Annotated in this window: 24 protein-coding genes; 4 read left to right on the forward strand and 20 right to left on the reverse strand. The window is 67.4% G+C overall.

What is annotated here, in order from left to right:
- Positions 1 to 12: 12 nt before the first annotated feature.
- The 10 genes from AB0280_RS13000 to dxr all read right to left on the reverse strand — a co-directional run bounded on the left by AB0280_RS13000 (position 13) and on the right by dxr (position 10,223).
- Positions 13 to 807 (reverse strand): sulfite exporter TauE/SafE family protein, encoded by a 795-nt coding sequence (locus tag AB0280_RS13000; RefSeq protein ID WP_224025582.1) that lies wholly within the window; start codon positions 805 to 807, stop codon positions 13 to 15.
- A complete protein-coding gene (locus tag AB0280_RS13005; protein WP_366367435.1) occupies positions 804 to 2,615 on the reverse strand; it encodes a proline--tRNA ligase in 1,812 nt (603 codons plus the stop codon). The genes AB0280_RS13000 and AB0280_RS13005 overlap by 4 nt, the downstream gene beginning before the upstream one ends.
- Positions 2,616 to 2,969: 354 nt before the next feature.
- Complete coding sequence (locus tag AB0280_RS13010) at positions 2,970 to 3,731, reverse strand: hypothetical protein (RefSeq protein WP_366367437.1); 762 nt, start codon at positions 3,729 to 3,731, stop codon at positions 2,970 to 2,972.
- A gap of 39 nt (positions 3,732 to 3,770) precedes the next feature.
- Complete coding sequence (locus AB0280_RS13015; RefSeq protein ID WP_159635612.1) at positions 3,771 to 4,661, reverse strand: GNAT family N-acetyltransferase; 891 nt, start codon at positions 4,659 to 4,661, stop codon at positions 3,771 to 3,773.
- Positions 4,624 to 5,790 (reverse strand): flavodoxin-dependent (E)-4-hydroxy-3-methylbut-2-enyl-diphosphate synthase, encoded by a 1,167-nt coding sequence (gene ispG, locus AB0280_RS13020; protein ID WP_018771945.1) that lies wholly within the window; start codon positions 5,788 to 5,790, stop codon positions 4,624 to 4,626. Before ispG ends, AB0280_RS13015 begins: the two co-directional genes overlap by 38 nt.
- Positions 5,791 to 5,824: 34 nt before the next feature.
- A complete protein-coding gene (locus AB0280_RS13025; protein ID WP_224025578.1) occupies positions 5,825 to 6,118 on the reverse strand; it encodes a YciI family protein in 294 nt (97 codons plus the stop codon).
- Positions 6,119 to 6,215: 97 nt separating this feature from the next.
- Positions 6,216 to 6,839, reverse strand: coding sequence for a hypothetical protein (locus AB0280_RS13030; protein WP_366367439.1), 624 nt, complete (start codon positions 6,837 to 6,839; stop codon positions 6,216 to 6,218).
- Positions 6,836 to 7,612 (reverse strand): MarR family transcriptional regulator, encoded by a 777-nt coding sequence (locus AB0280_RS13035; protein WP_366367441.1) that lies wholly within the window; start codon positions 7,610 to 7,612, stop codon positions 6,836 to 6,838. The genes AB0280_RS13030 and AB0280_RS13035 overlap by 4 nt, the downstream gene beginning before the upstream one ends.
- A gap of 77 nt (positions 7,613 to 7,689) precedes the next feature.
- A complete protein-coding gene (locus tag AB0280_RS13040) occupies positions 7,690 to 9,021 on the reverse strand; it encodes a M50 family metallopeptidase (protein WP_366367443.1) in 1,332 nt (443 codons plus the stop codon).
- A 17-nt stretch (positions 9,022 to 9,038) separates the two neighbouring features.
- Positions 9,039 to 10,223 carry a 1-deoxy-D-xylulose-5-phosphate reductoisomerase gene (gene dxr, locus AB0280_RS13045; RefSeq protein WP_307492284.1) on the reverse strand — a complete coding sequence of 395 codons (1,185 nt, stop codon included), beginning with the start codon at positions 10,221 to 10,223 and terminating at the stop codon, positions 9,039 to 9,041.
- A gap of 110 nt (positions 10,224 to 10,333) precedes the next feature.
- Between dxr and AB0280_RS13050 the strand changes: the two genes are divergently transcribed.
- Positions 10,334 to 11,803, forward strand: coding sequence for a lipase maturation factor family protein (locus AB0280_RS13050; RefSeq protein ID WP_366367514.1), 1,470 nt, complete (start codon positions 10,334 to 10,336; stop codon positions 11,801 to 11,803).
- Here AB0280_RS13050 and AB0280_RS13055 read toward each other — a convergent pair whose 3' ends face one another.
- From AB0280_RS13055 to AB0280_RS13085, 7 genes are read right to left on the reverse strand one after another with little or no spacing between them, the layout of a single operon-like run.
- Positions 11,804 to 12,643: an HpcH/HpaI aldolase/citrate lyase family protein gene (locus tag AB0280_RS13055; RefSeq protein WP_366367444.1), complete on the reverse strand. Its 840-nt coding sequence runs from the start codon at positions 12,641 to 12,643 to the stop codon at positions 11,804 to 11,806.
- Between the two features lie 4 nt (positions 12,644 to 12,647).
- Positions 12,648 to 13,214, reverse strand: coding sequence for a MaoC family dehydratase (locus tag AB0280_RS13060; RefSeq protein WP_224025573.1), 567 nt, complete (start codon positions 13,212 to 13,214; stop codon positions 12,648 to 12,650).
- On the reverse strand, positions 13,211 to 13,990 hold the full coding sequence (locus AB0280_RS13065; RefSeq protein ID WP_374114919.1) for a CoA transferase subunit B: 780 nt from the start codon (positions 13,988 to 13,990) through the stop codon (positions 13,211 to 13,213). Before AB0280_RS13065 ends, AB0280_RS13060 begins: the two co-directional genes overlap by 4 nt.
- On the reverse strand, positions 13,987 to 14,751 hold the full coding sequence (locus AB0280_RS13070) for a CoA transferase subunit A (RefSeq protein WP_224027299.1): 765 nt from the start codon (positions 14,749 to 14,751) through the stop codon (positions 13,987 to 13,989). Before AB0280_RS13070 ends, AB0280_RS13065 begins: the two co-directional genes overlap by 4 nt.
- Before the next feature lie 20 nt (positions 14,752 to 14,771).
- Positions 14,772 to 15,935 (reverse strand): acyl-CoA dehydrogenase family protein, encoded by a 1,164-nt coding sequence (locus tag AB0280_RS13075; RefSeq protein ID WP_159632374.1) that lies wholly within the window; start codon positions 15,933 to 15,935, stop codon positions 14,772 to 14,774.
- Positions 15,936 to 15,937: 2 nt separating this feature from the next.
- Positions 15,938 to 18,139, reverse strand: coding sequence for a biotin carboxylase N-terminal domain-containing protein (locus AB0280_RS13080; RefSeq protein WP_425328616.1), 2,202 nt, complete (start codon positions 18,137 to 18,139; stop codon positions 15,938 to 15,940).
- Between the two features lie 7 nt (positions 18,140 to 18,146).
- Positions 18,147 to 19,754 (reverse strand): carboxyl transferase domain-containing protein, encoded by a 1,608-nt coding sequence (locus AB0280_RS13085; protein ID WP_366367447.1) that lies wholly within the window; start codon positions 19,752 to 19,754, stop codon positions 18,147 to 18,149.
- A gap of 206 nt (positions 19,755 to 19,960) precedes the next feature.
- Between AB0280_RS13085 and AB0280_RS13090 the strand changes: the two genes are divergently transcribed.
- Positions 19,961 to 20,584, forward strand: a complete 624-nt coding sequence (locus AB0280_RS13090; RefSeq protein WP_366367517.1) for a TetR/AcrR family transcriptional regulator — start codon at positions 19,961 to 19,963, stop codon at positions 20,582 to 20,584.
- A gap of 105 nt (positions 20,585 to 20,689) precedes the next feature.
- Here AB0280_RS13090 and AB0280_RS13095 read toward each other — a convergent pair whose 3' ends face one another.
- Genes AB0280_RS13095 through pdhA form a run of 3 tightly spaced genes read right to left on the reverse strand, consistent with a single transcriptional unit; the run spans position 20,690 to position 24,257 of the window.
- Positions 20,690 to 22,081, reverse strand: coding sequence for a dihydrolipoamide acetyltransferase family protein (locus AB0280_RS13095; protein WP_307492296.1), 1,392 nt, complete (start codon positions 22,079 to 22,081; stop codon positions 20,690 to 20,692).
- Positions 22,078 to 23,088: an alpha-ketoacid dehydrogenase subunit beta gene (locus AB0280_RS13100; protein ID WP_307492297.1), complete on the reverse strand. Its 1,011-nt coding sequence runs from the start codon at positions 23,086 to 23,088 to the stop codon at positions 22,078 to 22,080. Before AB0280_RS13100 ends, AB0280_RS13095 begins: the two co-directional genes overlap by 4 nt.
- Positions 23,088 to 24,257 carry a pyruvate dehydrogenase (acetyl-transferring) E1 component subunit alpha gene (pdhA, locus tag AB0280_RS13105; RefSeq protein WP_307492300.1) on the reverse strand — a complete coding sequence of 390 codons (1,170 nt, stop codon included), beginning with the start codon at positions 24,255 to 24,257 and terminating at the stop codon, positions 23,088 to 23,090. The genes AB0280_RS13100 and pdhA overlap by 1 nt, the downstream gene beginning before the upstream one ends.
- Before the next feature lie 193 nt (positions 24,258 to 24,450).
- Between pdhA and AB0280_RS13110 the strand changes: the two genes are divergently transcribed.
- Both AB0280_RS13110 and AB0280_RS13115 read left to right on the forward strand, forming a co-directional pair.
- Positions 24,451 to 24,924 carry an Lrp/AsnC family transcriptional regulator gene (locus AB0280_RS13110; RefSeq protein ID WP_307492302.1) on the forward strand — a complete coding sequence of 158 codons (474 nt, stop codon included), beginning with the start codon at positions 24,451 to 24,453 and terminating at the stop codon, positions 24,922 to 24,924.
- A gap of 142 nt (positions 24,925 to 25,066) precedes the next feature.
- On the forward strand, positions 25,067 to 25,612 hold the full coding sequence (locus tag AB0280_RS13115; protein ID WP_275180343.1) for a hypothetical protein: 546 nt from the start codon (positions 25,067 to 25,069) through the stop codon (positions 25,610 to 25,612).
- Positions 25,613 to 25,748: the final 136 nt, after the last annotated feature.

Consider the following 25,748-nt stretch of genomic DNA (forward strand, 5'->3'; position numbering starts at 1 on the left):
TCCGGGCCGGGGTCAGGCGAAGTTCTCCTGCCAGACGTCGTAGCCGAGCTTGATGATCAAGGCCCCGACAACCACCAGGAAGACCACCCGGACAAACTTGCTGCCCTGCTGCACGGCGGTCCGGGCGCCCAGGTAGCCTCCGGCCATGTTCGCTGCCCCGAGCAGCAGGCCGATGCCCCACAGGATGGAGCCGTGCGGGAGGAAGAACAGCAGCGCCCCGGCGTTCGTGGCCATGTTCACGATCTTGGCCTTGGCGCTCGCTTCCAGGAACGCATACCCCATGGCGGACACCAGGGCAATGACCAGGAAGGACCCCGTCCCGGGGCCGATGAGTCCGTCATAGAACCCGATCACCGCACCGATGAGGCAGGCCACCACATAGTGCCGGTGGCCTTCGTGCCGCAGTGCCGTCAGCTCGCCGACGCTGGGTTTGAGGGCGGTGAAAAGCGCGACGGCGACCAGCGCCACCACGATGATGGGCTTGAAGACCCCGGCCGGCAGGGTGGCCGCCAGGCTCGCCCCGCCGAAGCTGCCCGCGAGGGCTATGACGGCCATGGGGACGGCCGTCCGAAGGTCCGGCCCCACCCTCCGGTAGTACGTGGCGGCGCTGGTGGCGGTCCCGAAGATGGAGCCCATCTTGTTGGTGGCCAGCGCCTGGACCGGCGCGATGCCGGGAACCAGCAGCAGTGCGGGAAGCTGGATAAGGCCCCCGCCGCCCACCACCGCGTCAACCCAGCCGGCTGCGAATCCAGCCACCACGATCAGGATGATGGTGGTGAGCTGGATCGATTCGAAGCCGGAGATCACTGGTTGCGGACGGCGTTGACCACGTAGTCGACGGCCTTGTCCACCTCGATGTTCTCGGCTTCACCGCTGCGGCGGTCCTTGATTTCCACCACACCGTCCACCAGCCCGCGGCCCACGGCGAGGATGGTGGGAACGCCCACCAGTTCCGCGTCGCCGAACTTCACGCCGGGCGAGACCTTGGGACGGTCGTCGTAGATGACCGACAGGCCTGCCGCTTCGAGATCTGCCGAGAGTTTCTCCGCTGCCTGGAAGATCTCTTCGCCGCGGCCCACGGCCACCACATGCACGTCGGCAGGTGCCACGGTGCGGGGCCAGACCAGGCCGCGGTCATCGTGGTTGGCTTCGGCCAGGGCCGCCACGGCCCGGGTTACGCCGACGCCGTAGGAACCCATGGTGACCACTACCTGCTTGCCGTTCTGGTCCAGCACCTTGAGGTCCAGGGCTTCGGCGTACTTGCGGCCCAGCTGGAAGATGTGGCCCATTTCGATGCCGCGGGCGGTTTCCAGGGGGCCGGAGCCGTCCGGCGAAGGATCGCCGGCGCGGACTTCGGTGCACTCGATCACGCCGTCCCAGGAAAAGTCGCGGCCCGCGACCAAACCGAAGACGTGCTTGCCGGCCTCGTTGGCACCGGTGATCCAGGCAGTGCCGCTGACTACGCGCGGGTCCACCAGGTAGAGGAGCTTTGTGGCGCTCTCGGCGCCGAGGAGGGCCTGGTCCAGGGAAAGGCCCGGGCCCAGGTAGCCCTTGACGATCAGCGGCTGCTTCTTCAGGTCCTCCTCGCCCGCCTGCTCAAGTCCGATCTCGCCCGCGATGGGCAGGAAGGCGCCGATGTTGGCTTCGACGCGCTTGAGGTCCACTGCGCGGTCGCCGGGAACGCCGATGACCACCAGCTGACGCTCACCAGTGGGCAGCGTGACGGCGAGGACCACGTTCTTGAGCGTGTCGGCGGCAGTCCAGGCGCCGCCGTCGGCCTCTGCCAGCGGGGCAATCTGGTTGGACGCGGCAACCAGGGTCTCGATGGTGGGCGTGTCCGGGGTGTCCAGGACTTCCGCGGCCGGAGCATTGGTGAAGTCGATCGGGTCGGGGACCACCGTGGTGACAGCCTCCACGTTGGCCGCGTAGCCGCCTGCGGAGCGGACGAAGGTGTCCTCGCCAATCTCGGTGGGGAACAGGAATTCCTCGCTCCTGGATCCGCCCATGGCGCCGGCAGTGGCCGCTACCGGCACAACCTCAAGCCCGAGGCGCTCGAAGATCTTCAGGTAGGCGGAGCGGTGCGCTGCGTAGCTGGCATCCAGGCCGGCGTCGTCGACGTCGAAGGAGTAGGAATCCTTCATGATGAACTCACGGCCGCGGAGGAGCCCTGCCCGGGGACGTGCCTCGTCGCGGTACTTGTTCTGGATCTGGTACAGGCTCAGCGGCAGGTCCTTGTAGGACGAGTACAGGTCCTTGACCAGGAGCGTGAACATTTCCTCGTGCGTGGGGGCCAGCAGGTAGTCGGCGCCCTTGCGGTCCTGCAGCCGGAACAGGCCCTCGCCGTATTCGGTCCAGCGGTTGGTGGCCTCATACGGTTCCCGGGGCAGCAGGGCCGGGAAGTGGACTTCCTGGGCGCCGATGGCCGTCATTTCCTCGCGGATGATTTCCTCGACCTTGCGCAGGACGCTCAGCCCCAGCGGCAGCCAGGTGTAGATGCCGGGGGCGGCGCGGCGGATGTAGCCGGCGCGGACCAGGAGTTTGTGGCTGGCAACCTCGGCGTCGACGGGGTCTTCGCGCAGCGTGCGCAGGAAAAGCTGGGACAGTCGTAGGACCACGGGTGGTATCCGTTTCTGGGGAAGTGCTGGGTCAGCAGGGCCGGACAAATTCGTCTGGGTACTAATCTACCGGCACTCAACCGGCGGGACTTACTGGCGGTGGCGGGGGCACCAGGGACCACCCCCGGACACAGTAGAGCCACGCCCGGGAATACAAAGCCCCTGGCCCCCCAATAGGGCTGGTCATCGCATCCGGGCGTGGCTCAACGCCGTTATCGCCTGAGTACTGGTGAGGACTGGTGAGACCGCCCACCCCACTTCCAGCGCAGCTAGATCGAACTTATGTGATCGTGCACACGTTTGACAAGTGTTTTTATATTGGGAATCCGTTCTCCCCGTGTTTGCCGCCGGTTGTTACTTCACCAGGGCGGCCGCGGAGTCAAGGAGCGCGCCTGCCCGACGGACGGCGTCGGCCTCGCTTGCGCCGCCGGACGCAACCGAGGTGAGCACCACGCCCTGGCGGACCAGTTGCGCCGTGATGGTGGACTGGGTACGGCCGTCCGGCAGGGCACTGTCCGTGCGGTAGGCGACCGCACCGGGCTGCGTGCCCGCGTCCACCGGCGTGACGGTGACCGAGACGTCCATACCCGAGGCAGTCATGGTCATTGAAGAGCACTTCGCCAGCTGCTCCGATGGGTTGGCAACCTTGCTGAGGAAGCTTTGGTCCAGGCCGGCAACCAAAGACAGGGCAGTGACAGCGCCTGTGGACGCATCATTGCTCATGCCCACCGCCATGGCTGCTCCGTCGACCGAAGGCACGGTGCTTGCGGCCGCCAGCGCCTTGCACTCCTCCGGCTTGACGTCGATGGAGGCAAGCATCGACTTCGTCTGCTCCAGCGTGGTGTTGATATCGGCACTGGGCAGGACGGTCAGCCTCCGGTCGGCCGCGTCCCGCACCTGGCCCACTATGGCAGCCAGCTCTTCGGCCGTGTATGCCTTCGCCGTCGGGGTTGGCGTAGGAGTTGCCGTGGCGGTGGGGTCGGCGGCTGTGGTGCCGGAGCCCGCGGACGGTGCCGGTGAGGACTCTGCGGCCTGCGGCCCGGGTCCCCCACACGCAGAAACTGCTACGGCCAAAAGGACTGACGCCCCGAAAGTTCCCAGCACCGATGTCTTCACTTTTCCCCCAATATTCTGCTTGGAACCGGCGACCGCCGGCTAGAAAAGAACTGTAGCGAAGGTGCCCACCTGGCGGAAGCCAACGCGTTCGTACGTGGATCTTGCCCTGGTGTTGAAGCCGTTGACATAAAGGCTGGTCACGGGTGCTATCTGCTGGGCCTTTTCCACGACTGCCGACATGTAGCCGGCACTCAACCCCTGGCCGCGGAAGACCGGGTTCATCCAGACCCCCTGGACCTGGGTGACATCGTCCGTGACCGCCCCCAGCTCGGCTTTAAAGACCACCTCCCCCGCGTCATTGAGGTGGACCATGGAATGACCCTGCCGGATGAGGCCCTCGACGCGGCGGCTGTAGAACTCCCTGCCGCCAAGGTAGGGCGAGTAGCCCACCTCCTCCTCGAACATGGCGGCGCAGGCCGGGAGGATGCGGTCGAAGTCGGCCAGGTTCCCCAGGGCCAGGCCGGGATCGGGCTGCACCAGGGGCGGTCCCTCAATGACCATCAGTGGCTGGTCCGCCCGGACCTCGTGGGCACGGTGGCCGAGCTCCGCCAGTTCGGCATGGAGCGCCAGCACCGCATCCGCCGGACCGAAGGCGGACGCATACCGGCGCCCGGAGCTGTTGGCGGCCTCGGCCACCAGGGGGGCCAGGGCGGGATCGAGCTGGACCGGAACCAGGTTGGCTCCGGCCCAGCACGCACCTGCAAGGATGCCGTCGTCGAAAACGCCGATGACCCCGGCACCGCCGCTGGTGGGTGCCGCCGTTCCCGTGGCACGAAGATGCGCCAGGATGAATACGTTGGTTACCGGGTCCTGCCCGGCGAGCGATGTCAGCGCGGGGGTGTCCTGGCCGTCGAGGGTACGGACAGAAAGACCCGCGGGGTCCGCCGCGTCCTTACGAGACGCTAACCACGGGGCTACCCTTGACAGCATCTTCGCCATCGGCCTCCCCCATCTCTTCCGCGATACGCATAGCCTCTTCGATCAGTGTCTCAACAATTGCGCTCTCGGGAACAGTCTTGATGACCTCGCCCTTCACGAAGATCTGGCCCTTGCCGTTGCCGGAGGCAACACCAAGATCAGCTTCGCGGGCCTCACCGGGGCCGTTGACGACGCAGCCCATGACTGCCACGCGCAGCGGGATCTCCATCCCTTCCAGCCCGGCGGTGACCTGTTCTGCGAGAGTGTACACGTCAACCTGGGCACGGCCGCAGGAAGGGCACGACACAATTTCAAGCTTGCGAGGGCGCAGGTTCAGCGACTGGAGGATCTGGTTGCCCACCTTGATCTCCTCCACCGGCGGCGCGGAGAGGGACACCCGGATGGTGTCCCCGATGCCGCGGGAGAGGAGCGCCCCGAAGGCCGTGGCGGACTTGATGGTCCCCTGGAAGGCGGGGCCGGCTTCGGTGACGCCCAGGTGCAGGGGCCAGTCGCCTTTTTCCGCGAGCATCTCGTAGGCGGCCACCATGATCACGGGGTCGTTGTGCTTTACGGAGATCTTGAAGTCGTGGAAGCCGTGTTCCTCGAAGAGCGAGGCTTCCCAGACCGCTGACTCAACCAGCGCCTCGGGGGTGGCCTTGCCGTACTTCTTGAGGATGCCCGGCTCCAGGGAGCCCGCGTTGACCCCGATGCGGATGGAGGTGCCGTGGTCCTTGGCGGCGGCGGCGATCTCCTTGACCTGGTCATCGAACTTGCGGATGTTTCCGGGGTTCACGCGCACTGCCGCACAGCCGGCCTCGATGGCTGCGAAGACGTACTTGGGCTGGAAGTGGATGTCCGCGATGACCGGGATCTGCGATTTCCGGGCGATGATGGGCAGCGCCTCGGCATCGTCGGCGGACGGGCAGGCCACGCGGACGATGTCGCAGCCGGACGCCGTGAGCTCGGCGATTTGCTGCAGGGTGGCGTTGATATCCGTGGTGGGCGTGGTGGTCATGGACTGCACGCTGATGGGGAAATCAGATCCGACGCCTACCGAGCCGACCTTGATCTGGCGCGTCTTGCGGCGGGGGGCAAGGACGGGCGGTGGTGCTGACGGCATTCCCAGGCTGACCGAGGTCACGTGGACTCCTTGAGTTGAAAGGGTAAAAAGGCGGCTACGCGGCGATCCCGGCCAGCATGCCGGTTACCGGAGACCATTCGGTGATGCGGGTTCCGGCGATCACACCGGCTTCGGCGAAAGGGTCCTGCTTGAGGATCGAGTTGAGGGCGCCTTCATCTGACGCCTTGAAGATCAGCAGGGCACCCGCGCCGTCGCCGTAGGGGCCGCTGGCCACGATGACGCTGTCCTGTGCCAGGCCGCCTGTCCATTCCCGGTGCGCGGGGCGGACCTCATTGCGGGTTTCGGTGGAGTTGGCGGCATAAACGTACTCAACGGCAAAAACTGTCATACCGCTACCCTATCGCCATGGCCGCCCTGGTACCGTCCCAATCCCCAATGCCGGAGGATGTGCCGGGGCGGAGCGGACGACGCCCAGTGGGCTGCGGTCAGTGCAGGAAGAGGACTTTGACCGCGGCAGCGGTGCCGGCGGCCCAGAGCATGGAAGTGAGGGTCCCGATAATGAAACGCTCAGCCGCCACCGGCGTCTCCTTCAGCTCGGCGAACCTGCCCAGGCCCTTGATCGCAACGATGTAGGCGATGGCCACGGGCTGGCCGGTAAGGATGGCAAGGCACACCCCCAGCCGCTCCAGCACACCGATGATGGCCCCGCCGCGCAGGATGCGCGGGCTGGGTGCAGCGGGTCCGGCTGCGGGACCGTCCGACGCCGGCCGGCCGGGAGTAGCGGTCAGCTCACTGTCCACTGCCTGGTTGCCTGCACCGCCGGCAGCGTCACGAGCCGGGTCTGCGTCAGGAACCGGGTCTGCGTCAGGATCCGGGCCTGCGCCCGCCGCCGGCACGGTGCCTCCGCGCGGCCCCGCGGAGGCAGGGGAAGGGTCATCGACGGTGACGTCAGCCGACGGGTCCTCTTCCGCCGCCCGGGCTTCCTCCGCGGCCTTGGCGGCATCTGCCCTGTCGTCGATGGTCCGGGCGAGCTTGAACACCAGCGCAGTGACCGGCCAGCCGGCAAAGCCCGCCACCACCAAGGCCACCGCCACCCACAGTGCAGTCACGTGTCTCCTTCAATCCGGTCCGCCGCCTTTCGCTGCCCAGGCCCCTGCCGCCGCACGGGTACCTGTTGCTGCGCAGGGACATCCTTTTCGGCCCGGCCAACCCGGGAGTCGGCAAAACCAAGGAGCATGGACGCGGCCGGCCTGGCTGCCCATTCTTCCTGCCACCCGGAGCGAAGCACGGTACGGCTCACCGACTGCTCCGAAATTCCGAGTTCAAGCGCCACGTGCTTCTGGCTTCCGTGCCGGCCCTGGCCCTGGGCCCGCGCGCCCAGGCGGCGCAGGGCGTCCACCACCCGCCACTGCGCTTCCGTGCGGTCCTGGACAAGCCGGCCCAGCAGCCGGAGCACCGCCTCCGCATTGGCACAAGCCTGCACCCCCTCCGCTGCAGCGACACCCTTGGCCGCTTCCCCTGCCATGATGCCGGGCACCACCGACAACGGCACCTGGGAACCGGCGCCCTTGGCAAGCTCAACAGCCTTCCGCGCGGCAACAAAGGCCGTTCCGGTTCCTTCCCGGGGACTGGCGTGGGGCGGCAGGACCACGGTCCCAACGCCAATGCCTATGTACCAGTGGCCGCCGCGGAGCGCGTGCAGGGCTATCTCCACCACGGCGGAGGCGTCCCGCACCACTCCCTGGACTTCATCCCCTACGGAGCGCTCGAAGACCGGCTGTTCCGGGTCGGGCAGCTCAAGGCCGGCAAGCTGGTCCAGCAGGGCCGGTACACGGTCCTGGTCACCGGTACTTCCGCGCTGATCGATGGTCATGACGAACATCCCTCAACCATAGGCGGTTGAGACTGATCAATCAATCAGATTTGGCTGATTTTTGAAAGTCAACCGATATGGGGCGATTATCCGAACAGATTTACCGGCTTGACGATGTCCGCGTAAATCAACAACGCGCTCATGCCCATCAACAGCGCCGCGACCACGTACGTGACGGGAAGCAGTTTGGCGATGTCGAAGGCCCCGGGATCCGGCCGCCCGCGCAGCTTTGCCACCCGGCGCCGGACGCCCTCGTACAGGGCGCCCGCAACGTGGCCGCCGTCAAGTGGGAGGAGCGGGACCAGATTGAACACCGCAAGTGCGAAGTTCAGGCCGGCCAGCAGTCCGACGAGGGTTGCCACCCGCGACTGCATCGGCACGGCCTCCATGGCTGCCACCTCGCCTGCAACCCTGCCCACGCCAACCACGCTGATGGGCCCGTTGGGGTCGCGCGGCTCTTCGCTGAACGCAGCCTTGGCCACGCCCACCACGCGGGCAGGCAGGTTGAAGACAACACCGGCCACCTGGCGGATGTTCTCCCCCGCCATGGGCAGGACGGACGACGCCGGCTGGGGCACCAGCGCCGTCTGCGCGCCGATGCCAAGGAATCCGACATCCTGGTACTGGAGGTTGCCGGCGGCGTCGGTGGCCTGGCGACCATCGGTTCCCATGACCGGCCGGGCCGACAGGACGGGGGTCACGGTTGTGGATACCGGGTTGCCGTCCCGCTGCACCGTAATGGTGACTTCCTTGCCGGCGGAAGCGCGGATCCATTCCGTCAGCTGGTCCCACCTGGTGACAGGTTTGCCGTCGAAGGAGGTGATGGTGTCATTGGGCTTCAGGCCGGCCGCGGCGGCGGGCGTCAGCTGGCAGTCGGCGGAATCGGGGTCGACGGTCTGCCCTGCGGCTACCTGGCATTTGGACACGTCGGAAATGGTGGTGGTGGCCGTCGCAACACCGAAGCCCATCAGCAGCACGGCGGTGAGCAGCACGCCAAGGATCATGTTCATGGCCGGGCCGCCCAGCATCACGATGACCTTCTTCCAGACCGGCAGGCGGTAGAAGACCCGGTTTTCGTCGCCGGGCCCCACTTCCTCGTGGGCCATGGAACGGGCCTCGGTGGCCAGCGTCTGGAACATGCCGGTGCTCGAAGGCCGGACCGAGCCGTCCTCCTTGTTCGGCGGATACATGCCGATCATGGACACGTAGCCGCCCAGCGGCACGGCCTTCACGCCGTATTCGGTTTCGCCCTTACGGCGCGACCACAGTGTGGGGCCGAACCCGATCATGTACTTGGTGACGCGGACCTTGAAGAGCTTGGCGGGCACCAGGTGGCCCGCTTCGTGGAGCGCAATGGACACGGCGATGCCAAGGGCGACGAAGACAACGCCGAGGATGAAAAGTAGGACAGGGGTCATGGAGGTGCTGCTGCTTCCTAGAGACTGCTGACTGCTAAACGTTCGTGGGCCCGGGCGCGTGCCCAGCTTTCAGCATCCAGCACGGATTCCACCGTCAGCCCGGAGGAACCTGAGTGTTCGCTGAGCACACTGTCCACGGTGTCGACGATGTCGGTGAACCGGATCCGGCCGGCATGGAACGCCGTGACCGCTTCCTCGTTGGCCGCATTGAAGACAGCAGGGTAGGTGCTTCCCTGCTTGGCGGCGTCCTTGGCCAGCCCGACGGCGGGAAAGGCATCCGTGTCCAGCGGTTCGAAGGTCCAGGTGGCTGCTTGGGTCCAGTCGCACGGGACGGCGGCGTTGGGCACGCGGGCCGGCCAGCCGAGCCCCAGGGCAATGGGCAGGCGCATGTCGGGCGGGGACGCCTGGGCGATGGTGGAGCCGTCCACGAACTGGACCATGGAATGGACCACGGACTGGGGGTGCACGACGACGTCGATCCGGTCCAGGGGAATGTCGAACAGAAGGTGCGCCTCGATGACTTCCAGGCCCTTGTTCACCAGGGTGGCCGAGTTGGTGGTCACCATGACGCCCATGTCCCAGGTGGGGTGGGCCAGGGCTTCCCGGGGGGTGACGGCGTGGAGCTCTTCCCGGCTCCTGCCCCGGAACGGTCCTCCTGAAGCTGTGAGGATGAGCTTGTCCACCTCATCGGCAGTGCCGGAGCGCAGGCACTGGGCGATGGCGGAGTGCTCCGAATCGACGGGGACAATCTGGCCTTCGCGGGCCGCTGCCTTGACCAGGCTGCCGCCCACGATCAGGGACTCTTTGTTGGCAAGGGCAAGGGTGGCCCCGGACTTGAGGGCCGCCAGCGTGGGGGCCAGGCCGATCGATCCAGTGATGCCGTTGAGCACCACATCCGCCTCAACCGCGGCGATGCGGGCGGACGCGTCCGGGCCCGCCACGATCTCCGGCCGGTACCCCTGGCGGCCGGCCGCAGCAGCGGCGTCGCTGATCAGCGCTGCCAGCCGGGCAGGATCTCCGCCGGCAATCCCCACCGCAGCGGCGCCGGTGTGGACCGCCTGCTGCGCCAGGAGTTCCAGGTTGCCGCCCCCGGCACTGAGGGCCACTACTTCGAACAGGTGCGGGGCGCCGTCGACGACGTCAATCGCCTGGGTGCCGATGGAACCGGTGGATCCGAGGAGGACGATTCTGCGTGGCTGCATGGGTTAAGTATCCCGCACCCGTCCGGGCCCCTTTGACGCCCCTGGCCCTGCTCCGCCCCGGCCTGATGGTGCACCTTGACCCCCGCGTGACCGGGCGTAACGTGGAATCCGTGGACTGGCTGTGGTGGTTTGACGCGCCGGAATACGGGTTCGCCCGGCAGGTGCTGCAACGGGGTGTGGCAGCGCTGTATTTTATTGCGTTCCTGTCCACGATGAACCAGTTCCCCGCCCTGCTCGGCGAGCGCGGCCTCCTCCCGGTGCCCGGGTTCCTGTCCGCGTTCTCCCGCTTTCGCCGGCCTACGCTGTTCCGCTGGCGGTACTCGGACGGGCTGCTGCGCGGAGTCTGCGCCGCAGGGCTGGTGGTGTCGGCACTGCTGGTGGCCGGAATCCCGCAGCTGGGCCCGCCCTGGGTGCCGCTGATTGCGTTCCTGGCCCTGTGGCTGCTGTACATGTCCATCGTGAACGTGGGCCAGACCTTCTACGGGTTCGGCTGGGAAATGCTGCTCCTGGAGGCGGGTTTCACGGTGGGCTTCCTGGGCTCCAACCAGACGGAGCCGCCCCGGACCATCCTGATCCTGACCGTGTGGCTGGTGTTCCGGCTGGAGTTCGGCGCGGGAATGATCAAGATCCGCGGCGGCAGGGAGTGGCGCGACCTGACCGCCCTGTACTACCACCACGAAACCCAGCCCATGCCCGGGCCGTTGAGCCGGCAGGCGCACCTGCTGCCCAGGCCGCTTCACCGGATCGAGGTGGTGGGCAACCACATCGCCCAGCTGGTGGTGCCGTTCCTGCTGTTCGCACCCCAGCCCGTGGCAAGCGTCGCGGCGGGAGTGGTGGTGGTGACCCAGCTGTGGCTGGTGGCCAGCGGCAACTTCGCCTGGCTGAACTGGATGGCGATCGTGCTGGCGTTCGCGGCGGTCAGCGACCCCGTGGCGCACGCCGTGATCCCTGCCATCCCCGCGGACTGGAATGCCGCCGCGGGTGCCCGGCCGGAAACCCCGCTGTGGTGGCTGGCCATCACGCTGGCGGCGTCGGTCCTGCTGCTGGTGCTGAGCTACTGGCCGCTGCGGAACCTTTTCTCCCGCCGGCAGCTGATGAACGCCAGCTTCAACCGGTGGCAGCTGGTCAATGCCTACGGCGCGTTTGGCACGGTGACCAAGCAGCGCATCGAGATCGTGGTGGAGGGCACGCTGGACGAGGACCCCGGTGACAGTTCGGACTGGCGCGAGTACGGCTTCAAGGGCAAGCCGGGGGACGTGCGCCGGATTCCGCGGCAGTGGGCCCCGTACCACCTGCGGCTGGACTGGCTGATGTGGTTCCTGCCGCTGCGGACCGTGCACGAGGAATGGTTCTACGCCTTCCTGGGCAAGCTGCTGGCGGCGGACCGGCAGATGCTGCGGCTGCTGCGGAAGGACCCGTTCGACGGCGCCGCGCCACGCTGGGTGCGCGTGCGCAGTTTCCATTACCGCTTCGCCAGCCGGAAGGAGTTCCGGGAAACGGGGAACCGCTGGGTGCGGACGCTGCTGTATGAGCCGATCCCGGCCACGTCCCTCCGGCGGCCGGAGGGACGGCAACGGTAGTTATGCCTCCACGGCAGCGCGCCGGACGATCTCCTGGGCGTGCTTGAGGATGGGGCCGTCGATCATTTTGCCCTGGTACTTGAAGACCCCGGAGCCCGCCGACGCGGCAGCGTCCAGCAGGGCGGTGGCTGCGGCCACCTCATCGTCCGAGGGCGCATAGGCCTTGCGGACCACGGCTGCCTGGCTGGGATGGATGCAGGCCTTGGAGCTGAAGCCGGAGGCCACGGCGTCGGCCGCTTCAGCAGCCAGCCCGTCGAGGTCCGGGATGGTGGTGTACACGGCGTCCACTGCTTCCTTGCCGTGCGCCCGCGCTGCCAGGAGCACTGACGAGCGGGCGTGCAGGGCCACTGCCCGGTAGCCGCCGTCGTCCTTCCGGCTGGACGTGCCGCCCAGGGAAGCCAGCAGGTCCTCAGCCCCCCACATCAGGCCCACCACATTCGGCGCCGCGGCGATGGCCGGGGCGTTGAGGACGCCCACCGCCGTTTCGCACAGCGCAATGACCTGGTATCCCTCCAGCGCCTTGAGCTGGTCGGCCGATTCCGCCTTGGCCAGCATCACGGTGCGGTAGGGCGTGTGCGCCAGGCAGTGCAGGTCTTTTTCGAAGTCCTCGGTGCCCACGGGGTTGACCCTGACAATGGTGCAGCTGGGCTCAAGCTCGGGCTCCACGCCGGTGGTGCCCAGCTGGGCCAGGATGGCGCCGCGGGCCCGCTGCTTGTCTGCCGGCGCCACCGCGTCTTCGAGGTCCAGGATGACGGCGTCCGCGCGGGCGGCGGCCTTTTGGTAGCGCTCGGGACGGTCGGCGGGGCAGAAGAGCAGGGCGGGGCCCATCACAAAGGTCATAAGGCTATTCTCCGACGTTTTGGCTGCTCTGCGCGTTCTGATGTGCCTCCCGGGTCCACATCAGGCAGCTGCGGGTGGCACGTGCCACCACGGCGCCGTCCTGGTTGCGGCCGGTGTGCTCCATGGTAACGATGCCCTGGCCCGGGCGTGAGGCCGAAAGCCTCCTGCCGGTGACGACTGTCTCCGTGTACAGCGTGTCCCCGTGGTACAGCGGGTGCGGGAAGGAAACGTCCGTCAGGCCCAGTTGGGCGATGATGGTCCCCTGGGTCAGCTGGGTGACGGACTGGCCCACCATGGTGGCCAGGGTGAACATGGAGTTCATGAGCCGCTGCCCAAAGGGCTGGCCGGCGCTCCAGGCGGCGTCCAGGTGCAGCGCCTGGGTGTTCATGGTCAGGGTGCTGAAGAGGACGTTGTCGGTTTCCGTCACCGTCCGGCCCGGACGGTGCGCATACACCAGGCCGTCCTCAAGTTCGTCGAAGTACAGGCCGCGCTGCTCGATGACCCGCCGGCCGCCGTCTTCCGTGGGTTTACGGTCCGCCGGGTTGCCGTCCGTGGGGTTGCTGCCGGTCATACGGTGAGTTCCCGGTCTTCCTCGAACAGGTCCGCACCGGTGGCGGCCACTACATCCTCCACGGAGACGTTGGGGGCCAGTTCGCTCAGGACCAGCCGCGATCCGCTGCCGTCCCGGACGACGTCGATGACGGCCAGGTCCGTGATGATCCGGTCCACGCAGCCCTTCCCGGTCAGCGGGAGCGAGCATTCCTGGACGATCTTGGGGTTGCCGTTGCGGTCGACGTGTTCCATCATCACGATCACGCGCTTGGCCCCGAACACCAGGTCCATGGCCCCGCCCATGCCCTTGACCATCTTTCCCGGGATCATCCAGTTGGCCAGGTCCCCGTTGGCGGCCACCTCCATGGCGCCGAGCACGGCCACGTCAACGTGGCCGCCGCGGATCATGCCGAAGGACGTGGCCGAGTCGAAGAACGCCGCTCCCCTGTTGACGGTGACGGTCTCCTTGCCGGCGTTGATCAGGTCGGGATCGATGGCGTCCTCTGTGGGGTAGGGCCCGACGCCGAGGATCCCGTTCTCGGAGTGCAGCACCACTTCCACGCCCGCCGGGATGTAGTTGGGGATCAGGGTGGGCATCCCGATGCCCAGGTTCACGTACTGGCCGTTGCGGAGTTCCCTGGCTACGCGTGCGGCGAGTTCGTTGCGGGTCCAGCCTTTGGTTTCCGCCGATGTGGAGTCACCGGGCCCGGAATACTGCCGGGAACCGGGCCGCCGGTATTCCGGGCGTACGGCTTCGGGCCGGGGCGCTTCGGGGCTGTTGGGATCCATGGTCATGCTCCTGCCTGGTTGAGTGCCACCGTCCGCTTTTCGATCCGTTTTTCCCCGTCCTGGGCCAGGACCACCCGCTGGACGAAAATCCCGGGGGTGTGGATGTGCTCCGGGTCCAGTTCGCCGGGCTCCACAAGTTCCTCCACCTCGGCGATGGTGATGCGCCCTGCCATGGCGCACAGCGGGTTGAAGTTCATGGCGGTGGCGTGGAAGACCAGGTTGCCGTGCCGGTCGCCCTTCCACGCGTGCACCAGCCCGAAGTCAGGTGTGAGTGACTCTTCCAGGACGTAGTCCACTCCCCCGAAGGAGCGCACTTCCTTCGGGGCGGAAGCAACCGCGATCCCGCCGTTGGCGTCGTACTTCTGCGGCAGGCCGCCGTCGGACACCTGCGTGCCGACCCCTGCCTTGGTGTAGAACGCCGGAATCCCGGCCCCGCCGGCCCGCAGTTTTTCCGCCAGCGTGCCCTGCGGGGTGAGCACCACCTCGAGCTCGCCGGCCAGGTACTGGCGGGCGAATTCCTTGTTTTCGCCTACGTAGGAGCTGATGGTGCGGCGGATGCGGCCGTCACGGAGCAGGATGCCGAGCCCCCAGTCGTCCACGCCGCAGTTGTTGCTGACGGTTTCCAGCCCCGAGGTGCCGGCCCGGTGGAGGGCGTCGATCAGGGCCACCGGAATTCCGCAGAGCCCGAAGCCGCCCACGGCCAGCGACGCGCCGTCGGGGATGTCCGCAACGGCTTGGTCTGCACTGGCAACAACCTTGTCAATCATCATTGATCCTTTCGGGCCGGCTAGAGTCCCAGTTCGCGGGCGATCAGCATCAGCTGGACCTCCGTGGTGCCCTCCCCCACTTCAAGGATCTTGGAGTCGCGGTAGTGGCGTGCCACGGTGAACTCGTTGATGAAGCCATAGCCGCCGAACACCTGGGTGGCATCCCGCGCATTGTCCATGGCCGCCTCGCCTGCGACCATCTTAGCGATGGCCGCCTGGGTCTTGAACGGCTTGCCGGCCAGCATCCTTGCGGCCGCGTCGTAGTAGGCCAGGCGGGCCGTGTGCGCCCGCGCTTCCATCCGGGCGATCTTGAACGAAATGGCCTGGTACTTGCCGATTTCGTGGCCGAACGCCCGGCGCTCGCGGGCGTATTTGACGGACTGGTCGACGCAGCCCTGGGCGGCACCGGTGGCCAGTGCGGCGATGGCGATCCGGCCCTCGTCCAGGATGGACAGGAAGTTGGCGTAGCCGCGCCCCTCGGCGCCCAGCAGGTTTTCCTCCGGCACCCGGACGTCCTTCAGGGTGAGGGGGTGGGTGTCCGAGGCGTTCCAGCCCACCTTGTTGTAGGGCTTTTCCGCCTTGAAGCCGGGTGTGTCGGTGGGTACCAGGATGGTGGAAATCTCTTTTTGGATGGACCCGTCTTCGCGCTCCTTTTGCCCGGTAACCGCCGTGACGGTGACCAACCGGGTGATGTCGGTTCCGGAGTTGGTGATGAACTCCTTGTTGCCGTTGATGACCCAGTGGCCGTCCTCCCGCCGGGCGTGGGTCTTGGTGCCGCCGGCGTCGGAGCCTGCTTCGGGTTCGGTGAGCCCGAACCCGGCGAGCGCCTGGCCGGACGCCAGCATGGGCAGCCATTCCTGTTTCTGTGCGTCCGTGCCGAACCGGTACACCGGCATGGCACCGAGGGACACGCCGGCCTCCAGGGTGATGGCGACGGACTGGTCCACACGGCCCAGCTGCTCCAGCGCGAGCGCCAGGGCAAAGTAGTCCCCGCCCATGCCGCCATACTCCTCCGGGAACGGCAGCCCGAACAGGCCCATCTCCGCCATCTGCTTCACCACTTCATAGGGGAAGCTGTGCTCTTCGTCGTGCTTGGCGGAGACCGGGGCCACCACGTTGTCCGCAAAGTCGCGGACGGTGTCGCTGAGGTCCTGGTATTCCTCGGTAAGTTCAAAACCGGTCATGGTCAGGCTCCTTCGCCTTGCTGGGTGTCTGTGTCTGCGTCTGCGTCTGTGCCGGTGTCCGTGGAAGCGGGATCCCCGCCGGTGGGATGCGGGAGGATGGTGGCCAGGATCTGATCCGCCTTCACCAGGTCACCGGTGCGGGCGGTCAGGTGGACCGTTCCAGCCAGGGGGGCCACCAGATGGTGCTCCATCTTCATGGCCTCCACGGACACCAGGACCTCCCCGGCCTCCACCGCATCCCCGTCGCTGACCGGGACGGCCACCACGGTTCCCGGCATCGGCGAGCGCACCTCGGGGTCGGCCGCACCTTCCTGGCGCTGCACGGCTGCCAGTACCCGTTCCAGCCGTGCTTCACGGGTCAGGAGTTCCAGCCGGCAGGACCAGCCGCCGTTGCCGAGGAAGAGCTGGAGCGGCTGCCCGGGCGGTACGGCCACCTGGTACTCCCGTGCCTGCCCGCCAAGGGTCAGGACTGCGCTGCCGTCCTCCGCCAGGCTCAGCGCCGCGGCCTGCCGGGCGCCGCCGTCAACAGCAACCACGGCAGTGTCCGCGCCGGTGGGGCTTCCGCTGACCTGCACTGTTGCCACACCGCCGTCGGGCGTTCCCATGCTGACCCGGCGCGGCGCGGGCGCACCCAGGCGCCACCCGCTGCGGGCCTGCCACGGTCCGCCGGCCGGCGCGGGGTGGTCCTGCGCCTCCCGGGAGAGGGCGTACAGGGCGGCGGCCACCAGTTCCGGGGTGCCGACGTGCCGGAATTCCAGCGCCGGCTGCTTCCGTTCGATCAGCCCGGTGTCCAGGTGCCCGGCGCGGACGTCGGAATCGTTAACCAGGAGCCGCAGGTACTCGACGTTGGTCTCAATGCCCAGCGCCGTGTAGCCGGCCAGCGCCGCGTCGAGGGATTCCAGGGCCTCAGTGCGGTCCGTGCCCCAGGCGATCACCTTCGAGATCATGGGGTCGTAATTCGCGGAGAGCTCCAGGCCCTCCATCAGGGATGAATCCACCCGGACGCGGCTGTCCGTTGCGTCCGGCAGTTCGTCCAGCTGGAGGACCGTCCCGGTGGACGGGAGGAAGTTCTTCTCCGGCACCTCGGCGTAGACCCGCGCCTCCACCGCATGGCCGGAAAGGCTGACGTCACCCTGCCGGACGGTCAGCGGTTCACCGGCGGCGATCCGTACCTGCCATTCCACCAGGTCGATTCCGGTGACCATTTCGGTGACCGGGTGCTCCACCTGCAGCCGGGTGTTCATCTCCATGAAGAAGAACTCATCCGGCGCATTGTCCGAGACCAGGAACTCCACGGTTCCGGCCCCGGCGTAGTTCACGCTGCGGGCGGCGTTGCAGGCGGCCTCGCCGATTCGCGCACGGACGTCCGCACCGTTGGGGAGGCTTTCCAGCAGGGACGAAGGGGCTTCCTCGATGACTTTCTGGTGCCGCCGCTGCAGGGAGCATTCGCGTTCGCCGAGGTGGATGACGTTGCCGTGGCCGTCCGCCAGCACCTGCACCTCGATATGCCGCGGCGTGCTCACCAGTCGCTCCAGGAACAGGGTGTCGTCCCCGAAGGCGGCTGCGGCCACACGCCGTGCGGTGGCCAGGGCGGCAGGCAGGTCCGCCTGCTTTTCGACGACGTGCATGCCTTTGCCGCCCCCGCCGGCAGAGGGCTTGATCAGGAGGGGATAGCCGACGGCGGCAGCAGCGTCCACCAGTTCGCTGTCCGTCATGCCGGGCCTGGCAACGCCGGGGACCACCGGCACGCCATACCCTGCCACATGGTTCTTGGCGCGGATCTTGTCGCCCATGACGTTCAGGGCTTCCACGCCGGGACCGATGAAGGCAATGCCGGCTTTTTCGAGGGCACGGGCGAAGTCCGCATTTTCGCTCAGGAAGCCGTAACCGGGGTGGACCGCGTCAGCGCCTGACTGCCGGCACGCCGCCAGGATGGCGTCGATGCTGAGGTAGCTTTCGGTTGCCGCGGCGGGGCCAATGCGCACGGCAGTGTCAGCCTCGCGCACGTGGCGGGCGCCGGCGTCGGCATCGCTGTAGACCGCGACCGACCGGATTCCCAGGAGCCGCAGCGTGCGGATGACGCGGCACGCAATTTCACCACGGTTGGCCACCAGGACGGCGCTGAAGAGGGGCCCGGTGCCGGCTTCTCCGGCCTGGGCGCCGGTGGTGCCTTGCTGCATGGCGGTGTTGGTCTGCATGGTCATTGCTGGCTCACATCCGGAAGAGGCCGAAGGAGGTCTCCGGCAAGGGGGTGCGGGAGACGACGTCAAGCGCCAGGCCCAGGACGGTGCGCGTATCGGCGGGGTCGATGACACCGTCGTCCCACAGCCGGGCGGTGGAGTAGTAGGGACTGCCCTGGTCCTCGTACTGCCGGCGGATGGGCGCTTTGAAGGCTTCCTCGTCCTCGGCCGCCCACTCCTCCCCCGCCGCTTCGTACTGGTCCCGCTTCACGGTGGCCAGCACGCCGGCCGCCTGGTTGCCGCCCATGACCGAGATCCGGGCAGCGGGCCACATCCACAGGAACCGCGGCGAGTAGGCACGGCCGCACATGGAGTAGTTGCCGGCGCCGAAGGAGCCGCCGATGACCACTGTCAGCTTGGGGACGCGGGCTGTGGCAACGGCGGTCACCATCTTGGCCCCGTTTTTGGCGATGCCGCCCTGCTCGGCGTCCCGGCCCACCATGAAGCCGGAGATGTTCTGCAGGAACAGCAGCGGGATGCCGCGCTGGTCGCACAGCTCAATGAAGTGCGCGCCCTTGAGGGAGGACTCGCTGAACAGCACGCCGTTGTTGGCCACGATGCCCACGGGGTGTCCATCGATCCGGGCGAATCCCGTGACCAGGGTGGTGCCGTAGTCCTTTTTGAACTCGTGGAATTTACTGCCGTCCACCAGGCGGGCGATGACTTCATGGACGTCGTAAGGTGCGTTGACGTCCGTGGGCACGGCGCCGTAGAGCCCTTCCGGGTCCGCTGCCGGTTCGACGGCGGGTTCCACCTGCCAGGCCGGCGCGGCGGGAGGCGGCAGCGTGGCAACGATGTCCCTGATGATCTGGAGGGCATGTTCGTCGTTTTCGGCCAGGTGGTCCGTCACTCCGGAAACCCGGGAGTGCACCTCGCCGCCGCCCAGTTCCTCGGCGGTGACGATTTCCCCGATGGCTGCCTTTACCAGCGGCGGGCCGCCCAGGAAGATGGTGCCCTGGTTGCGGACAATGACGGTCTCGTCACTCATCGCGGGGACGTAGGCTCCGCCCGCCGTGCAGGAGCCCATGACGGCGGCGAGCTGCGGGATCCTGGCCGCCGAGAGTCGCGCCTGGTTGTAGAAGATCCGGCCGAAGTGCTCCTTGTCGGGGAACACCTCGTCCTGCTTGGGCAGGAAGGCGCCGCCCGAGTCCACCAGGTAGATGCAGGGCAGCCGGTTTTCCAGCGCGATCTCCTGTGCACGGAGGTGCTTCTTCACCGTCATGGGGTAATAGGTTCCGCCCTTGACGGTTGCGTCGTTGGAGATCACCAGGACGTGGCGGCCATGCACCAGGCCGATTCCGGCGATCACTCCTGCGCCGGGTGCGTTGTCACCGTACATCCCGTTGGCCGCAAGGGGCGCAATTTCCAGGAAGGGGCTGCCGTCATCCAGCAGCTGGTCGATCCGGTCCCGCGGCAGCAGCTTGCCCCGGGCCACGTGGCGGTCCCGCGATTTTTGGGGCCCGCCCAGTGCGGCATCAGCCAGCTTCTTCCGCAGCTCCCCGGCGAGCGAGAGCTGCTCGTCCCGGTTGGTGCGGAAGGACTCGCTTGCCGGGTCGAGCCGGGTGGCCAGGGTCTCCATCGACGTTCCGTCCTTGTGTGGGTCCGGGCGGCCGCCAGGCCAACTCGGTTAGTGACTAATAACTGAAATTCAGGTTAGTCTCGATTAACTGTGATGTCCAACACATCGCCGCGTTGCTAGACTCTGGGCTGGCCCAAGGAGGAAAAGTGTCCAGCAATACAGCGCAGCCGGCCCCTGCCGCCCAAGCCCCCACAGCCCAGGCGCCCATGGCCCAGGCCGCCACTCCCCCCACGCCAACAACCCAGCGCGGCAGGGCCAAGGAGAGCAGGCGGCAGGCTTTGCTGTCCGCTGCTGCCTCGCTGTTCGCGGCGAACGGCTTCAACCGGGTCTCGCTGGAGGACCTGGGCGCGGCGGCAGGCGTCAGCGGACCTGCGGTGTACCGCCACTTTCCGGGCAAGCAGGCAGTCCTGGCGGACTTGCTGGTCACGGTGAGCCAGGAACTGCTCGACGGCGGCCGCCAGGTGGTGGAGCGTACTGCCGACCCCCAGGCCGCGCTCCGTCAGCTGGTGGAGTTCCAGGTGGATTTCGCCCTCGGCAAGCCGGACGTGATCCGGGTGCAGGACCGGGACTTCACCAACCTGTCCGAGCAGGACCAGCTGGCCGTGCGCACACTGCAGCGCAGCTACGTGGAGGTGTGGGTGGACGTCCTGGCCAAGGTCCATCCCGCGACCGACCACGCTGAGCTGCGGATGCGCGCCCACGCCACGTTCGGCCTGATCAACTCCACCCCGCACTCGGTCCGCAGCCATGGGAGGCGCATGGCTGCCGGCGTCGCCCGTCCCTTGCTGGAACGGATGGCGCTCGCCGCCCTGACCGTCCCCTCGGCCTGACCCGCCCGGCACCGGTCACCACACGAACGGCCCCGGCCCGCACAACCGGCCCCTGGCAGCACCGCTTATGCGGGCCGGGGCCGGTGATGTGCAGGCCAGGAGCCGCTACACCATGGTGAGCACCATGCCCGGCTCGGCCAGGATGGCCCCCACGTCCGCCAGGAACCGGGAGCCTTGCTCCCCGTCCACCAGGCGGTGGTCGAAGGACAGGCTCAGCGTCAGCACCTGGCGCAGCGCCACCTCGCCCCGGTATTCCCATGGCATGGTCCGGACCGCCCCAAGGCCAAGGATCGCGGCCTCCCCCGGATTGAGGATGGGGGTGCCTGCGTCGATGCCGAAGACGCCGATGTTGGTGATGGAAATGGTGCCGCCGGAGAGGTCCGCCGGCGTGGTCCTGCCCGCCCGCGCGGTTTCGGCGAGCGCCGTAAGCGCCTGAGCCAGCTGCGGGAGCGGAAGGGCCTCGGCGTCCTTGATGTTAGGAACCGTGAGTCCGCGCGGCGTGGCCGCCGCGATGCCCAGGTTCACGTAATTGAAGGTGACCATCTCCTGGTTTTCTTCGTCCCAGCGGGAATTCAGTGCCGGGTTGCGGCGCACGGCGATCAGGAGGGCTTTGGCCGCGAGCGTCAACGGGGTGAGCTTGATACCCGCGAACTCCCTGCTGGTCTTGAGTTTGGCCAGCAGCTCAAGGCTCGGCGTGACATCCACGGTCAGGAATTCGGTGGCATGGGGCGCGGTGAAGGCGCTCTGCACCATCGCGGCAGCGGTGTGCTTGCGTACCCCCTTGATGGGGGTCCGGGTCTCCCGCTCCCCCGGCCTGGCTCCGCCTGGGGACGCGGCCCCCTGCGCCTGCAGGGCAGGTTCCGCGGCGTGGCCGGAAAACTCCTGCACGTCCTCCCGCGTGATCAGGCCACCGGGACCGGTTCCGGGAACATGGGCGAGGTCCAGGCCAAGGTCCTTGGCCAGCTTGCGGACCGGGGGCGTGGACCGGGGACGTTCGGCGGCCTTGCCCTCCACAGGTGCTGGCTGGACAGCTGCAGACTCGACCGGGCCGGCCTCCGCGGCCTTGGTTCCCCCCGCCTCAACTACCGGGGCAAAGTTCCGCGCCCGGCGCGTCGGGCGCCCGGAACCTTCGACGACGGCGCCGTACCCTACGAGGTTCGGTTCCCTTCTCGGGGTGTCCAGCGCAGCCTCCCCGGACCCCGCGCCCGCGGCGCCGGACGGCGCCAAAGGTGCGGACCCGGCGTCGTCCGCCACCTCGAAGGAGACAATCGGTTTGCCCACCTCCACCACGGAACCGGGCTGTTCATGAAGTTCTTTGATGACCCCGGCGAAGGGCGACGGGAGCTCCACCACGGCTTTGGCGGTCTCCACCTCGGCGATGACCTGGTTCAGGCTGACGGTGTCGCCGACGTCCACTTTCCAGCTGAGGATTTCAGACTCCGTGAGTCCCTCCCCCAGGTCCGGGAGCCGGAATTCCTTGATCATGGTGGCGCTCATCCTTCCAGTCCGCTCAGGGAATTGGGGCGGCCCAGGGCACGGTCCACGCCGTCCAGGATGCGGTCCAGGCCCGGGAGGTGGTGCATTTCCAGCTTGGAGTAGGGGTAGGGAATGTCGAACCCCGTCACCCGGACCGGAGCGGCCTCGAGGTGGTAGAAGCACCGTTCGGTGATGCTGGCCGCCACTTCCGCTCCCAGCCCGCCGGACTGGGCAGCCTCGTGCGTGACCACCAGGCGCCCGGTCTTGCGCACCGAGGCCACCACCGGTTCGTAGTCCACGGGGGCCAGCGAGCGCAGGTCGATGACTTCGATGGAGATGCCCTCGTCGGCGGCGGCGGAGGCTGCGTCCAGGGCGGTCTTGACCAGTGGCCCGTAGGCCACCAGGGTCACGTCACTGCCGTCGGTCAGCACCCGGGCCTTGTCCATGGGGAGGGCCGAGGCAGGATCTGCGTTCTCGTCCACCTCGCCTTTGTCGTGGTAGCGGCGCTTGGGCTCGAAGTACAGGACGGGATCGTCACAGGCGATGGCCTGCTGGATGACCGTATAGGCGTCCTGGGGGTTGGCCACGGTGACCACCCGCAGCCCCGAGGTATGGGTGAAGTAGGCTTCCGGGGATTCGGAATGGTGCTCCGGTGAGCCAATGCCGCCGCCGAACGGGACCCTGATGGTGATGGGCATTTTGACGGCCCCGCGGGTGCGGTAGTGCAGCTTGGCCACCTGGCTGACGATCTGGTCGAAGGCCGGATAGATGAACCCGTCGAACTGGATTTCCACGACGGGCCGGTAGCCGCGGTAGGCCAGGCCGACGGCGGTTCCCACGATGGCGGACTCCGCCAGCGGGGTGTCCACCACGCGATGGGTGCCGAAGTCCTTTTGCAGGCCGTCCGTCACGCGGAACACGCCGCCCAGGGCGCCGATGTCCTCGCCGAGGAGAACCACCTTGGAGTCGTTTTCCAGCGACTTCCGGAGCCCGGCGTTGATGGCGCGGGCAAAGGTCAACTGGGTCATCAGCGTGCACCTTCCTCTGAAACGGCACCTGCGGGATCGCCGAAGGAGGCCAAATACCGTGCATAGTGGTCCTGCTGGCGTTCCAGCCAGGAATTGGGCGTGCTGTAGACATGCTTGAAGATGTCCATGGGCTGGGGCTCCGGCATGGTGGTGCAGCCGCGGCGCATCTGCGCGGCCACGGTGTCGGCCTTGTCCTTGACCTGCTGCTGCAGCTCCTCGGTCAGGAGCCCCTTGCGCTCCAGGAGGCCGGCCAGCCGGCTGATGGGGTCCTTGGCGGCCCAGTCCTCCAGCTCATTGGCGTCCCGGTACCGGGTGGGGTCGTCGGCGGTGGTGTGCGGCCCCATGCGGTAGCTGACGGCTTCGATGAAGGTGGGGCCGCCGCCGCGCCGTGCGCGGTCAAGGGCCAGCCTGGTGGCGGCCATGACCGCCAGGACATCGTTGCCGTCCACCCGCAGGCTGGGGATTCCGAAACCGGTGGCGCGGTCCGCGAGCTGGATGTGGGACTGCAGGCGCACGGGCTCGGAGATGGCCCAGTGGTTGTTGGTGCAGAAGAACACCACCGGGACCTGGAAGCTGGCCGCGAACACCATGGCCTCGTTCACGTCGCCCTCACTGGTGGCACCGTCGCCAAAGTAGGTGACGGCCACGGCATCGGCACCATCGTTCTGGATGCCCATGGCGTAGCCGGTGGCATGCAGGGTCTGGGCGCCAATGATGATCTGCGGGGTGGCCATGTTGATGCTGTACGGGTCCCAGCCGCCGGAGGCGTTTCCGCGCCAGACCCGCAGGAGGTCCGTCAGGTCCACGCCGCGGCAGTAGGCCACGCCGTTCTCGCGGTAGCTGGAGAACACAAAGTCGTCTGCGCGCAGTGACCGTCCGGACCCGATCTGGGCCGCCTCCTGGCCCAGGAGCGGGGGCCAGAGGGCCAGCTCCCCCTGCCGCTGCAGGGCTGTGGCCTCAACATCAATCCGCCGGATGACGGTCATGTCCTCAAAGAGGGAGCACAACTGGTCATCGGTGACGTCCCGGACCCAGAAATCGAACTCCGGGTGGCTGATCCGTTCACCGGCCGGGGTAATCAGCTGAAGGAATTCCGGCCCGGTTTCTCCTGGATTCCCTGCGCTTTGGGGGGTGTTAGCGCCGTCATGGCCCGTTTGGTCTGTAGACACGATTGCCGCAACCTTCGAACGTCGTTGACCCGTGGTTTGCGGGCTTTTGGCCCCTGCCGCCACCGGCCTTCCGGGCGTCATTGCCCCAGATACTGTGACCCTACTCACAATGCCCAGAGGGTACAACCACCACCGCTGTTTCTGAGCAAAGTGCCCTGTCCCGCGCCCCGGCACCGTGCTAGCGTTGCGCATTATGCGAGCTTTGGATGGCACTGACACCCGCCTGCTGTCGGCGTTGGCGCAGGATCCGCGCCGTACCGTGGTGGCCCTCGCGCAGAAGCTTGGCCTGTCCCGCAATACCGTCCAGGCGCGCATGGCCCAACTGGAAAAGAAGCACGTCTTCCTGTCCTTCGAGCGGCGCCTCAACCCGGTGGCACTGGGCTATCCGCTGATGGCGTTCATCTCCGTCCACGTCCAGCAGCAGAAACTCGGGCGGCTTGCCGGGGAAATCGCCGCCATCCCCGAGGTCCTGGAGGGTTACGGGCTGACGGGGTCGGCAGACCTGCTGCTGCGCGTGGTGGCCAGGGACGCCGAGGACCTTTTCCGCATCAACGGCAAGATCCTGGCGTGCGACGGCGTGGAGCGGGCAGACACGGCCCTGGCAATGGGCGAGCTGATCCCCTTCCGGGTGCAGCCCCTGCTGGACCGCGGCTCCGAAGGCAGCTAGCAGCAGCGGAACCCCCGGTGCGGCACTTCAGGCACGACGGCGGCGGCCTGGGTTATAGGCTGGTTCCAGTCATCTGCCGGGCCGGGACGGTCCGGGGCAGTCCGCCGGGCGCCGGAGCGCCTGTTCCACGAAAGGCCCACCCTTGAGCAGTCCCCAGGATCCTTACCGGCAGGGCCAGGCGGGCTTCACGCCACAGCAGTTTGGCCGGCTGCCGGAGCAGCCCGCGCCGTTCGGCCTTCCCGGGGAGCCACCACGCCAGCGGAGCCGGCGGAAGCTGTGGATCATCCTTGGCAGCATTGGCGGGGTGCTGCTCCTGGTGATCCTCGGCATCGTGATCCTGGTGAACGTGGTGGGAAGCGCCACCAACCAGGCACGTGGCCTTGCGGATGATTTCACCAAGAAGGTGATTGCCGGCGATTCGTCCGGGGCCTACGACGAATACCTTGACCCGGACCTCAAGAAGCAGCTTTCCAAGGAGGCCTTCATCTCCGGCGTTAAGAGCCTGGAAATGGACAGTTCCTGCCAGCCGGCCTACAACAACCTCAAGGTTGCCACCGATAACGGCGTGAAGTCCGCCGAGGTGGTGGGCCAGATCAGCTGCACCGGAAAGAAGGTTGACCTGGCCTACCGCTTCCAGGGCACCGACAAGCTGCTGATGACCAACATCAAGCTGCGCCCCGCTGCCTAGCCGGGACCAGCCGGACGGAAAATGCAAAGGGTACTGACCTTTTCACCCATCCGACCCCGGCAATGATCCGAATCGCTTCCGAGGGCCCCGTCCGGGGGCCCACATCCGGCGGGACAATCCACCCGCCCTGAAGGAA

The sequence above is a fragment of the Pseudarthrobacter sp. 902506025 genome, assembly GCF_040702325.1.
GTDB lineage: Bacteria > Actinomycetota > Actinomycetes > Actinomycetales > Micrococcaceae > Arthrobacter.

Excerpts from the sequence above, each read along its gene's own strand:
- AB0280_RS13100 (WP_307492297.1), bottom strand. The coding sequence starts at position 23,088 with ATGACCCAGTTGACCTTTGCCCGCGCCATCAACGCCGGGCTCCGGAAG.
- AB0280_RS13035 (WP_366367441.1), bottom strand. The coding sequence starts at position 7,612 with ATGTTCGTCATGACCATCGATCAGCGCGGAAGTACCGGTGACCAGGAC.
- AB0280_RS13080 (WP_425328616.1), bottom strand. The coding sequence starts at position 18,139 with ATGACCATGCAGACCAACACCGCCATGCAGCAAGGCACCACCGGCGCC.
- AB0280_RS13085 (WP_366367447.1), bottom strand. The coding sequence starts at position 19,754 with ATGGAGACCCTGGCCACCCGGCTCGACCCGGCAAGCGAGTCCTTCCGC.
- AB0280_RS13025 (WP_224025578.1), bottom strand. The coding sequence starts at position 6,118 with ATGACAGTTTTTGCCGTTGAGTACGTTTATGCCGCCAACTCCACCGAA.
- AB0280_RS13055 (WP_366367444.1), bottom strand. The coding sequence starts at position 12,643 with ATGACCTTTGTGATGGGCCCCGCCCTGCTCTTCTGCCCCGCCGACCGT.
- AB0280_RS13015 (WP_159635612.1), bottom strand. The coding sequence starts at position 4,661 with ATGCTGTCAAGGGTAGCCCCGTGGTTAGCGTCTCGTAAGGACGCGGCG.
- AB0280_RS13095 (WP_307492296.1), bottom strand. The coding sequence starts at position 22,081 with ATGAGCGCCACCATGATCAAGGAATTCCGGCTCCCGGACCTGGGGGAG.
- AB0280_RS13110 (WP_307492302.1), top strand. The coding sequence starts at position 24,451 with ATGCGAGCTTTGGATGGCACTGACACCCGCCTGCTGTCGGCGTTGGCG.
- AB0280_RS13075 (WP_159632374.1), bottom strand. The coding sequence starts at position 15,935 with ATGACCGGTTTTGAACTTACCGAGGAATACCAGGACCTCAGCGACACC.
- AB0280_RS13060 (WP_224025573.1), bottom strand. The coding sequence starts at position 13,214 with ATGACCGGCAGCAACCCCACGGACGGCAACCCGGCGGACCGTAAACCC.
- AB0280_RS13065 (WP_374114919.1), bottom strand. The coding sequence starts at position 13,990 with ATGACCATGGATCCCAACAGCCCCGAAGCGCCCCGGCCCGAAGCCGTA.
- AB0280_RS13040 (WP_366367443.1), bottom strand. The coding sequence starts at position 9,021 with ATGACCCCTGTCCTACTTTTCATCCTCGGCGTTGTCTTCGTCGCCCTT.
- AB0280_RS13090 (WP_366367517.1), top strand. The coding sequence starts at position 19,961 with ATGGCCCAGGCCGCCACTCCCCCCACGCCAACAACCCAGCGCGGCAGG.
- dxr (WP_307492284.1), bottom strand. The coding sequence starts at position 10,223 with ATGCAGCCACGCAGAATCGTCCTCCTCGGATCCACCGGTTCCATCGGC.
- AB0280_RS13070 (WP_224027299.1), bottom strand. The coding sequence starts at position 14,751 with ATGATTGACAAGGTTGTTGCCAGTGCAGACCAAGCCGTTGCGGACATC.